Origin of the sequence: Streptomyces sp. I05A-00742, assembly GCF_013055795.1 — a bacterium.
Taxonomy (GTDB): domain Bacteria; phylum Actinomycetota; class Actinomycetes; order Streptomycetales; family Streptomycetaceae; genus Streptomyces.
Genome location: NZ_JABETO010000054.1, coordinates 21,520 through 32,818 on the forward strand (window position 1 = coordinate 21,520; position 11,299 = coordinate 32,818).

The 11,299-nt window shown below is 73.3% G+C and carries 8 protein-coding genes; all 8 read right to left on the minus strand.

Features of this window, described 5'->3' with window-relative positions:
- Positions 1-94: 94 nt before the first annotated feature.
- On the minus strand, positions 95-964 hold the full coding sequence (locus HN013_RS29780) for an FtsQ-type POTRA domain-containing protein (RefSeq protein WP_171171728.1): 870 nt from the start codon (positions 962-964) through the stop codon (positions 95-97).
- Between the two features lie 31 nt (positions 965-995).
- A complete protein-coding gene (murG, locus tag HN013_RS29785; protein ID WP_171171730.1) occupies positions 996-2,087 on the minus strand; it encodes an undecaprenyldiphospho-muramoylpentapeptide beta-N-acetylglucosaminyltransferase in 1,092 nt (363 codons plus the stop codon).
- A gap of 6 nt (positions 2,088-2,093) precedes the next feature.
- A complete protein-coding gene (ftsW, locus tag HN013_RS29790) occupies positions 2,094-3,515 on the minus strand; it encodes a putative lipid II flippase FtsW (RefSeq protein ID WP_171171732.1) in 1,422 nt (473 codons plus the stop codon).
- Between the two features lie 58 nt (positions 3,516-3,573).
- Positions 3,574-5,022, minus strand: coding sequence for a UDP-N-acetylmuramoyl-L-alanine--D-glutamate ligase (gene murD / locus HN013_RS29795; RefSeq protein ID WP_171171734.1), 1,449 nt, complete (start codon positions 5,020-5,022; stop codon positions 3,574-3,576).
- Entirely contained in the window at positions 5,004-6,068 is a 1,065-nt protein-coding gene (gene mraY / locus HN013_RS29800) for a phospho-N-acetylmuramoyl-pentapeptide-transferase (protein WP_171171736.1), read from the minus strand. The genes murD and mraY overlap by 19 nt, the downstream gene beginning before the upstream one ends.
- On the minus strand, positions 6,065-7,489 hold the full coding sequence (gene murF, locus HN013_RS29805) for a UDP-N-acetylmuramoyl-tripeptide--D-alanyl-D-alanine ligase (RefSeq protein WP_171171738.1): 1,425 nt from the start codon (positions 7,487-7,489) through the stop codon (positions 6,065-6,067). The genes mraY and murF overlap by 4 nt, the downstream gene beginning before the upstream one ends.
- Positions 7,490-7,569: 80 nt before the next feature.
- A complete protein-coding gene (locus tag HN013_RS29810; RefSeq protein ID WP_171171744.1) occupies positions 7,570-9,303 on the minus strand; it encodes a UDP-N-acetylmuramoyl-L-alanyl-D-glutamate--2,6-diaminopimelate ligase in 1,734 nt (577 codons plus the stop codon).
- 37 nt (positions 9,304-9,340) lie between these two features.
- The coding region (locus HN013_RS29815; protein WP_249375585.1) for a penicillin-binding protein 2 at positions 9,341-11,299 on the minus strand (1,959 nt) is incomplete at its 5' end.

The following is an 11,299-nucleotide window of genomic DNA, read 5'->3' on the forward strand; positions in this document are numbered from 1 at the left end:
TCAACGAACACGCCGAACCTCCCGTTTTTCTTTTCACCCTATGTGATCACCCATAGGCGTAGCCAACCAGGGTGCTGCCAGGGCCGGACCTCCGTCAACTCCCCGACGCCGCAGGGGCGCCCGGGGCGCTCACGTCGAAGTGGTTCGCGCCACGCGCCGCCTTCATCAGCGCGGTGAGCGAACGGGCTTTCGCCTCGCCCCGTTCACCGCTGCCCCAGACGACCGTCCGACCCCCCGTCAGCTCCACGGTGATCGCATCGTACGACCGTACCCGGATGACGAGGGTGTCCCGGCGGACGTCGGGGGGCAGGGAGGCCGAGACCCGGACGCCCTCGCGTTCGAGGCGGGCGCGGCCGAAGCGGCGGGTGCCGGGGGCGTCCGCGGGCGCCTCCATCACCAGCCGGGGGACCTTGCGCGGCGGGCGGTCGACTGTGGCGAACCGCACTCCCATGCCGTCGATCTCGATGAACTTGCCGCCCTTCTCCAGGATTGCCCTCGGCTGCCGTTCGGTCACCTCGACGCTGACGCCGTGCGGCCAGTCCCGTTCGACGTCGACCGACTCGATCCGGGGCAGCCGCTTGCGCAGCCGCTCCCCGATGGCGTCGGTGTCGACCGAGATCAGCGGTTCGCCGAGCGGGGCGTCGGCGGCCTCGCGGACCTCATCGGCCGTCAGGACCTCGACGCCGTCCACCTCCACGTGGGTGGCGCGCAGCCAGCTGGAGCCGTAGAGCACCCAGCCGATCCCGGCGCCGAGGAGGACGGCCGCGACCACCCGGACGACCAGCCGGGTGCGGCGCGAGAGGCGGGGCAGGAGGCGGCCGAGTCCCGTGCGGGCCCCCGCCGCGCCGGCCTTCTGCCGGGCGGCGGGTTTCTTCTTGGACCCCTTGGGAGGCCGGGAGGAGCCGGACGGCGACTTCGGTTTCGGCTTGCGTTCGCCACGCCGGGCGGTCGTCGGTCCGGCCACGCTTCCCAGCCTCCTCCATGCCGACGGTGCGTCAGCCCCTGCGTGCGGCGATCGCCTCGTACACCATGCCGACCAGGAGCTCGTCGGCGTCCCGGCGGCCGAACTCGGCGGCGGCGCGGGACATGTCGTACAGCCGCTGCGGGTCGGCGAGGACCGGGAGCACGTGGTGGTGGATCCACTCGGGGCTCAGTTCGGCGTCGTCGACCAGCAGTCCGCCGCCCGCCTTGACCACCGGCTGGGCGTTGAGCCGCTGTTCGCCGTTGCCGATGGGCAGCGGGACGTAGGCGGCCGGCAGCCCGACGGCGGACAGTTCGGCGACGGTCATGGCGCCCGCGCGGCAGAGCATCATGTCGGCCGCTGCGTACGCGAGATCCATGCGATCCACATACGATACCGGGATGTAAGGCGGCATTCCGGGCATGTTGTCCACATGCGGCACGTCGTTCTTCGGGCCGACCGCGTGCAGGATCTGGACGCCCGAGCGCTGGAGCGACGGGGCGACCGCCTGGACGACCTCGTTCAGCCGGCGGGCGCCCTGCGAGCCGCCCGACACCAGCAGCGTCGGCACGTTCGGCTCCAGGCCGAACGCGGCGCGCGCCTCGTAGCGGAGCGCGGCCCGGTCCAGGGTGGCGATGGTGCGGCGCAGCGGGATGCCCACGTAGCGGGCGTTGCGCAGCTTGCTGTCGGGGGTGGAGACCGCGACGCCGGCCGCGTACCGCGAGCCGATCTTGTTGGCGAGGCCGGGGCGGGCGTTGGCCTCGTGGACGATGATCGGCACGCCGCGCCGCTTGGCGGCGAGGTAGCCGGGCAGCGCCACGTAGCCGCCGAAGCCGACCACGCAGTCGGCCTTGGTGCGCTCCAGGATCTGCTCGGCGGCCTTGATGGTGCCGCGCAGCCGCCCGGGCACGGTGATCAGCTCGGGCGTGGGCTTGCGCGGCAGCGGTACGGCCGGGATCAGGCCCAGCTCATAGCCCCGCTCGGGCACGAGCCGGGTCTCCAGCCCGCGCTCCGTGCCGAGCGCCGTGATCCCCACGGTCGGGTCCTGCCTGCGCAGGGCGTCCGCGAGGGCGAGCGCGGGCTCGATGTGGCCGGCGGTCCCCCCGCCGGCGAGTACGACATGCACCGAAATTCACCGCTCTCCGGACGGCCGCTTCTTGACGCGCCGTCTCATCGTCTTCCATCTCACCCCAGGCTGCCGCATGGCCAGCGCCGCCCGCGCACCGGGTTCGTCGCGCGCGAAGGCGATCAGGAGCCCGATGGCGAACATGGTCGGCAGCAGGGCGGACCCTCCGTAGGAGAACAGCGGGAGCGGCACACCGGCGATCGGCAGCAGGCCGAGCACCGCACCGATGTTGACCACGGCCTGGGCCGTGATCCAGGTGGTCACCGCTCCCGCGGCGTACCTCACGAAGGGGTCCTCCGTGCGTCCGGCCACGCGGATACCCGCATAGCCTAGAGCCGCGAAGAGGGCGAGGACCGACAGCGTCCCCGCCAGCCCCAGTTCCTCACCGGTGATCGCGAAGATGAAGTCGGTGTGGGGCTCGGGCAGTTCGCCCCATTTTTCGACGCTCGCGCCCAGCCCGGCGCCGAACCAGCCGCCGTTGGCCAGGGCGTAGATCCCGTGCACGGCCTGCCAGCACTGGTCGTTGGCGCCCGGGTCGCTGGCGCCGATGCAGTCCAGGCGGGACATGCGGTTGGCGCTGGTCTTGATGAACAGGACGGCGAGGACGGATGTGACGCCGATCACTCCGGCGAAGAGCCGGGTGGGGGCGCCGGCCACCCACAGCAGGCCGAACAGGACGAAGGTGAGGACGACGGTGGTGCCCATGTCGCCGCCGACCATGATCAGGCCGAGCAGGACGAAGGTGACGGGCACCAGGGGCACCAGGAGGTGCTTCCACTGGGTGAGCAGCTTCTTCTTCTGCTTGCGGGCCAGCAGGTCCGCGCCCCAGAGCACCAGGGCCAGCTTGGCGAACTCGCTGGGCTGGGCCTGGAAGGGGCCGCCGAGGGAGATCCAGTTGGTGTTGCCGTTGATGGTCTCGCCGACGCCGGGCACCTGGACCAGGACGAGCAGGCAGACCGACCCGGCGAGCAGCGGATAGGCGAGCGCCCGCAGCACCTTCACCGGCATCCGGGCGGCCACCAGCAGCAGCCCGGTGCCGATGGCGGCGGCGAGCAGCTGCTTGCGGAAGAAGTAGGTGGGGGCGAGCCCGCTCTGCAGGGCCTTGATCTGGGAGGCCGAGTAGACCATCACCAGGCCGAGCACTGTGATCAGCAGGGAGCCGCCGAGGATGAGGTAGTACGCCGTGAGGGGCCGGTCCCAGGCGCGGCGGACCCGGCCGTACAGGGTGCGCAGGCCGCCCAGGACGGTCCCGCGCGGCGGGCCGCCGCGGGGGGCGCCCGCTCCCGGGCCCCTGCCCGCCGCTCCACGGGCCGGCGGGGCGCCGGAGGGGCGGGCGGGCCGGGGGCGCGCGGAGGGCCCGCGGAGGGCCGTCCAGGCACCGGGCGGCCCTGCCGTGGCGTCGGCGCGGCCAGGGTGGTAGGCGTGCATCCGGGTCCCCTCCGCTGGTGTTCCGCGCCGCCCGGCCCGCGGCGCGGTGACCGGACGGCTAGTTTTCCGTGGCGCGGCCGTCGGACGGACCGGTCAGCTCCCGGACCGCCGCGGCGAACGCCTCGCCCCGCTCGGCGTAGTGGGTGAACATGTCCATCGACGCGCAGGCCGGGGCCATGAGGACGGTGTCGCCCGGCCCGGCGAGCCGTGCCGCCTCCCGGACGGCCTCGGCCATCGCCCCAGTGTCGGTCCGGTCGAGGTCCACCACCGGGACATCCGGGGCGTGTCGTGCCAGTGCCTCCTTGATCAGGGCCCGGTCGGCCCCGATGAGGACGACGCCGCGCAGCCGCTCGGCGGCGGCGGTGACCAGGCCGTCGAAGGTGGCTCCCTTGGCCAGGCCGCCCGCGATCCACACGATGGACCCGTAGGCCGCCAGGGACGCCTCGGCGGCGTGGGTGTTGGTGGCCTTGGAGTCGTCGACGTAGGCGACGCCGTCCACGTCGGCGACGTGGGCGATGCGGTGGGCGTCGGGCCGGAAGGCGCGCAGGCCGTCGCGGACCGCCCGGGGCTCGACGCCGAAGGCGCGGGCCAGGGCGGCGGCGGCGAGGGCGTTGGCGACGTTGTGGGGCGCCGCCGGATGGATGTCGGAGACCTCGGCGAGCTCCTGCGCGTTGCGCTGCCGGTCGGCCACGAACGCGCGGTCGACGAGGATGCCGTCGACGACGCCCACCTGGGAGAGGCCGGGGGCGCCGAGGGTGAAGCCGATGGCACGGCAGCCCTCCTCGACGTCGGCCTCGCGGACCAGGTGCTCGGTGGCGGGATCGGCCGCGTTGTAGACGCAGGCGATCCGGTTGCCCTCGTAGATCCGGCCCTTGTCGGCGGCGTACGCCTCCATGGAGCCGTGCCAGTCGAGGTGGTCCGGCGCCAGGTTGAGCACGGCCGCGGAGTGGGCGCGCAGCGAGGGCGCCCAGTGCAGCTGGTAGCTGGAGAGTTCGACGGCCAGCACGTCGTAGGGCTCCTGCGAGAGCACCACGTCGACGATGGGGGTGCCGATGTTGCCGACGGCGGCGGTGCGCAGGCCGGCCGCCTCCAGGATGGAGGCGAGCATCTGCACGGTGGTCGTCTTGCCGTTGGTGCCGGTGACCGCGAGCCACGGGGGCGCGCCCTCGCCGCGCAGCCGCCAGGCGATCTCCACATCGCCGACGACGTCCACGCCCGCCGCGGCGGCGGCCGCGAAGAGCGGGCTGTCGGGGCGCCAGCCGGGCGAGGTGACGACGAGGTCGGTGCCCTCGGGGAGGGTGGCCGCGTCCCCCAGGCGGACGGTGACGGCGTCGCCGAGGGCCGCCGCGCGCTCGCGCAGGGCCGGTCCTTCGCCGCCGTCCACGACGGTGACGCGGGCGCCGAGGCCGGCCAGGGCGCGGGCGGCGCTGACGCCGCTCACGCCGAGGCCGGCGACGGTGATGTGCTTGCCGTGGAATTCGGTGGAGGTCACTTGATGGCCAGCCATCCCGCGTAGAAGATTCCGAGGCCGACGGCCACGCACAGGCCCTGGATGATCCAGAACCGGACCACCACAAGGACTTCGCTCCACCCCTTGAGTTCGAAGTGGTGCTGGAGCGGGGCCATCCGGAAGACGCGCTTCCCGGTGAGGCGGAACGAACCGACCTGGATCACCACGGACATGGTGATGAGGACGAACAGACCGCCGAGGAGGGCGATGAGGAGTTCGGTGCGGGAGCAGATGGCCAGTCCCGCGAGCGCGCCGCCGAGGGCGAGCGAGCCGGTGTCCCCCATGAAGATCTTGGCGGGTGAGGTGTTCCACCACAGGAAGCCGAAGCAGGAGCCCATCAGTGCCGAGGCGACGACGGCGAGGTCGAGCGGGTCCCTGACCTCGTAGCAGGCGGCGCCCGCAGTGAGGGAGTTGGCGCAGGACTGGCCGTGCTGCCAGGTGCCGATGAACACATAGGCGCCGAAGACCATCACCGAGGCGCCGGTGGCGAGGCCGTCGAGGCCGTCGGTGAGGTTCACGCCGTTCGACATCGCGAGGATCATGAACAGCGCCCAGACCACGAAGATCACCGGGCCCAGCGTCCAGCCGAAGTCCTGGGTGAACGACAGCCGGGTGGAGGCCGGGGTCTGGCCGCGGGTGTCCGCGAACTGGAGGGCGAGCACCGCGAAGGCGATGCCGACGATCAGCTGGCCGGCCATCTTCGCCTTGGCCCGCAGACCGAGGCTCCGCTGCTTGACGATCTTGATGTAGTCGTCGAGGAAGCCGACCAGGCCCATGCCCGCGGTCAGGAACAGCACCAGCAGGCCCGACGTCGTCGGCTTGCTGCTGGTGGCCACCTTGGTCGCGGCGTACGCGACGAGCGTGGCCAGGATGAAGGCGATGCCGCCCATGGTGGGCGTGCCCTTCTTCCCGGCGTGGCCGCGCGGGCCGTCGTCGCGGATGAACTGGCCGTAGCCCTTGCGGGCGAGGAACTTGATCAGCAGCGGTGTGCCGATGAGCGTCAGGAAGAGTCCGATGACTCCTGCGACAAGGATCTGGTTCATCGACCGGTGACCTCGCCCTCACCCACGAGCAGCTGCTGTGCGACCCGTTCCAGCCCGACCGACCTGGACCCCTTCACCAGTACGACGTCTCCCGGGCGCAGCTCGCTGCGCAACAGATCGACCGCCGCCTGCACGTCGGACACGTGCACCGACTCCTCACCCCACGAACCTTCGTTGTAGGCGCCCATGCACAGCCAGGCCGCTTCCCTGTCCCCGACTGCCACGAGCTTGCTGACGTTGAGCCGGACGGCCAACCGCCCGACCGCGTCGTGCTCGGCGAGCGACTCCTCGCCGAGCTCCGCCATCTGGCCGAGCACCGCCCACGTGCGGCCCCCCTGTGCCCTGGCGGCTTCGCCCATGGCGGCCAGCGCGCGGAGCGCGGCTCTCATGGACTCGGGGTTCGCGTTGTAGGCGTCGTTGACGATCGTCACGCCGTCCGCGCGCTCGGTGACCTCCATCCGCCAGCGGGAGAGCTGGCCCGCCCCGGAGAGCGCGGACGCGATCTCCTGCACGGGCATGCCCAGCTCATGGGCGACGGCGGCGGCGGCGAGCGCGTTCGACACGTGGTGCTCACCGTACAGCCGCATGGTCACGTCGGCGCACCCGGAGGGTGTGTGCAGCGTAAAAGCGGGCTGTCCGGCCGGGGTGAGGCGGACGCCCTCCGCCCGGACGTCCGCGTCGGCGGACTCGCCGAAGAGGACCGTACGGGCCTTGGTACGGGTGCTCATGGCGCGGACCAGCGGGTCGTCGGCGTTGAGCACGGCGACGCCGCCCTCGGCCGCCGCCGGCAGCGCCTCGACCAGCTCGCCCTTGGCCAGCGCGATCCGCTCGCGGCCGCCGAACTCCCCGATGTGCGCGGTGCCGACGTTGAGCACGAGGCCGATGCGCGGCGGGGTGAGCTCGGCGAGGTAGCGGATGTGGCCGACACCGCGGGCGCCCATCTCCAGGACGAGGTGCCGGGTGTCCTCGGCGGCGCGCAGGGCGGTCACCGGCAGGCCGATCTCGTTGTTGAGGTTGCCCGCCGGGCAGACCGTGGGGCCGAGGCGCTCCAGGAGCTGGCCGATCAGGTCCTTGGTACTGGTCTTCCCGGCCGAGCCGGTCAGGCCGACCACCGTGGCGCCCAGGCGCTCCACGACGGCGCGGGCCAGCGCCCCTAGGGCTGCGACGACGTCCGGGACGACGATGGCGGGTACGCCGACGGGCCGGGTGGCGAGTACGGCCACCGCACCGGCGTCGATCGCGCGCCCGGCGTAGTCGTGGCCGTCGACGTGCTCCCCGGCGAAGGCCGCGAAGAGGCCGCCGGGGACCACCTCACGGGAGTCGATGACGACGGATCCGGTGGCCAGGGCGTCCGGGTCCGGTATGTCGTGCTGCTGCCCGCCCACGATGGCGGTGATCTCGGCGAGGGACAGGGGGATCACCTGGGGTCACCTCCAGCCGTTCGGTCGGGCTTCCGGAGGGCCTCACGGGCCGGTTGCTGCAGTGCGCGCATGGCGGTCTGTCATCCCTGGTCGTTCCGGTGCTTGGTGACCGCGTCCGAACGGCTGCCGCGCTCGATGGCCTCGCGCAGCACCTGGCGGTCGTCGAAGGGGCGTACCACTCCGGCGATGTCCTGGCCCTGTTCGTGGCCCTTGCCCAGGACGAGGACGGTGTCCCCGGGTTCGGCGCGGGCGACGGCGGCGGCGACGGCCGCGGCGCGGTCCTCCATCAGCAGGACGGCGCCGCGTTCGGCGGCGGGCACCTCGGCGGCGCCCGCGAGCATGGTGGCGAGGATCGCGAGGGGATCCTCGGAGCGGGGGTTGTCGGAGGTCAGGACGGCGGTGTCGGCGAGGCGGGCCAGCGCCGCGCCCATCGGGGCGCGTTTGGTGGTGTCCCGGTCACCACCACAGCCGAGGACGGCGTGGATCCGGCCGGGAGTGACCTTGCGCAGGGCGCGGAGAACCGATTCGACGGCGTCCGTCTTGTGGGCGTAGTCGACGACGGCGAGGTAGCCCTGCCCGGCGTCGACGCGCTCCAGCCGGCCGGGGACGCCGGCGACGGCCGCGACGCCGTCCGCGGCGGTCCGCGGGTCGGCGCCGGCCGCGACCAGCGCCACGACGGCGGCCAGCGCGTTGGCGACGTTGAAGGGGCCGGCGAGCGGCGAACGGGCCGGGACGGAGACGCCGTCGGGGCCCTCGATGGTGAACGTGGAGTCGAACAGGCCGGACTCGACGTCCACGGCGCGCCAGTCGGCGTCCTGGCGGCCCTCGGCGGAGAAGGTGACCACGGGGACCTCGGACTCGCCCCCGGCGAGACGCCGGCCGTAGGCGTCGTCGACGTTGACCACGCCGACCCGGCTGCGCTCCTTGGTGAAGAGCTCGGCCTTGGCCCGGAAGTAGTCCTCCATGCCGGAGTGGAACTCCATGTGCTCCGGGCTGAGGTTGTTGAAGACGGCGACGTCGAAGACGCAGCCGTCGACGCGGCCGAGCACCAGGGCGTGGCTGGAGACCTCCATGGCGACCGAGTGGACGCCCTTCTCGCGCATGACGGCGAAGAGGGCCTGGAGGTCGGTGGCCTCGGGCGTGGTGCGCTCGGACTTGACGCGCTCGTCGCCGACGCGGGACTCGACGGTGCCGATCAGGCCGGTGAGGCCTTCCGGACGCCCGGAGTCCGCGGCGCGTGTCCGTTCCCAGGCCCGCAGGCCGCCCTCGATGAGGTAGGCGGTGGTGGTCTTGCCGGAGGTTCCGGTGATGCCGATGCGCAGCAGGTCGCGGCCCGGCTCGCCGTAGATCGTCGCCGCGAGGGCGCCCATCCGGCCGCGCGGGTCGTCGACGGCGAGGACGGGCAGGCCGGTGGCGGCGGCGCGCTCGGCGCCCGCGGGGTCGGTCAGCACGGCGGCGGCGCCGAGGCCGGCCGCCTGGGCGGCGAACTCCGCTCCGTGGAAGCGGGCACCGGGCAGGGCGGCGTAGAGGTCACCGGGACGGACGGCACGGGAGTCGTGCGTGATGCCGGTGATCTCGGCCTCCCGGCCGTCGCCCTGCGGGACGCGGACGCCCAGCTGACCGGCGAGCTCCGTGAGCGGCACGGGCCGGACCCGGGCGGGGCGGGGCGCTCCCGGAGCGGGGCGTTCCGGGGGGGTGGCTGGGGACTGATCAGCGTGGGGCACGGCGGTGAGCGTACCGGGCGCACCCGGCCCGTCGCGAAGCGAGGGGCGCGCCGGGCCGCGGTTCCCGGGTTCGGGCGTGCCGTGCGTCACAGTCGGCACGGCCCGGGGGTGCGGCGCCGGGGCACCGTCAGTACTCCACCGGGAGCCGCGGGGGCTGACTGCCCGAGGGCGGCACCTGGAGGGTCTTCAGCGCGAAGGACATGACCTGCTGGAAGACGGGCCCGCAGATCTGGCCGCCGAAGTAGTTGCCCCGGGTGGGGTTCTGGATGGCGCAGTAGACGGTGACCCGCGGCTGGTCGGCGGGGGCGAAGCCGGCGAAGGAGGCGGTGTAGCCGTGGTAGCGGCCGGTCTTCGGATCCACCCGGTTGGACGTGCCGGTCTTGCCCGCGACCCGGTAGCCGGGGATCTTCGCCTTGGTCCCGGTGCCGTCCCGGTCGTCGACGACGGACTCCAGCATCTCGGACAGCTGCTTGGCGGTCTTCTCGCTGACCACCCGGGTCCTGGGCGGCGTCTGGGCGGGGGCGAACCGCCCGTCGGGGCCCTTGCTGCCGCGGACCAGGGTCGGCCGGACGCGCTCCCCGCCGCCGGCGATGGTCGAGTAGACCGAGGCGGCCTGGACGGCGTTGAGGGACAGGCCCTGGCCGAACGGGACGGTGTACCGCTGGGAGGCGCTCCACTTCTGCGCCGGGGCGAGGATGCCGGGCGTCTCACCGGGGAACCCGAGGCCGGTGGGGCTGCCGAGGCCGAACTTGCGCAGATAGGTGTGGAGGACCGCGCCGGACTCCTCCGGCGTCTTGCCGAGCTGTTCGCTGGCCAGGATCGTGCCGATGTTGCTGGACTTGGCCAGCACCCCGTTGAGGGTGAGGTGCCAGGTGGCGTGGTCGATGTCGTCGGCGAAGGCCCGGTCGGCGCGGGGCAGCCGGTTGGGGACCTCCACCCGGGTGTCCGGGGTCGCGGCGCCCTCCTCCAGGACGGCGGCCATGGTCATGACCTTGCTGACGCTGCCGGGCTCGTAGGCGTCCTGGAGGGCCGCGTTGCCCATCGCGGCGCGGTCGGCGTGGGCGAGGTCGTTGGGGTTGTAGCCGGGCGCGTTGGCCATGGCCAGGATCTCGCCGCTGCGGGAGTCCTGGACGACGACGTAGCCGCGGTCGGCCTGGGAGGTGCGCACCTGGGCGGCGATGGCGCTCTGGGCGGCCCACTGGATGTCCCGGTCGATGGTCAGCTCGACGTCCGAGCCGGGGACGGCGGCCTGTTCCTTCAGGTCGCCGGTGGGCACCTGGCGGCCGCCGGACTGGGCGTAGACGCGCTTGCCGTCCTTGCCCGCGAGTTCGGTGTTCAACTGGGCCTCCAGTCCGCCGCCGCCGCGTCCGTCGGCGTTGACGAAGCCCAGTATCCCGGCGGCGAGGTCCCCGTTGGGGTACACGCGCTTGCTGTGCGCCTCGCGGTTGACGCCGGTGAGGACGTTCACGGCGCCCCGTTTCCCGGACACCCGTGCGGCGGCCTTCTGCTTCAGCTCGCGGATCTGGTTCCAGACCTGGGGGCTCTGCTGCCGGGCCAGCACCACGTATTTGGACTGGGGGTTGGCGGTGAGCTTCTCCTCCAGCTCGTCCGCGGTCCCGCCCAGGACCGGCGCCAGCAGCTCGGCGGCCTTGCGGGCGGCGCCCTTCACCTTGGCCCGCTCGGGGGTGAGCAGATCGGGCGCGGCGGTGATGTCGTAGGCGTCGACCGTGGTGGCCAGGTCCACGCCGTTGCGGTCGGTGATGGCCCCACGCTCGGCGGCCAGGGTGACGGGGATGTAGCGGTTGACGTTGGCGCGGGCCGCGTACGCGTCGGCGTCGACGGCCTGCACCTGGAGGAGCCGCACGGTGAACACCAGCAGCACCAGGGTGAGGGCGAAGCCGATCAGGCGCAGCCGGGGACGGGGGCTGCCCAGGCGCAGCGGCTGGGTGCCGACGCGGGGGCGCGGCGGACGGGCCGCGGGGCGGGCGGGCCCGGGAACCGGGCGGCGGGGCTGCCTGGGCGCCGTCACGACGTCACCTGCCTGGGAGTCCGGGGAGGGCGGGGGCGAGGGGGGCCGCGGCCGGGG

Coding starts and splice junctions, on each gene's coding strand:
- murD (WP_171171734.1), bottom strand. CDS start 5,022: ATGGCTGGCCATCAAGTGACCTCCACCGAATTCCACGGCAAGCACATC.
- mraY (WP_171171736.1), bottom strand. CDS start 6,068: ATGAACCAGATCCTTGTCGCAGGAGTCATCGGACTCTTCCTGACGCTC.
- ftsW (WP_171171732.1), bottom strand. CDS start 3,515: ATGCACGCCTACCACCCTGGCCGCGCCGACGCCACGGCAGGGCCGCCC.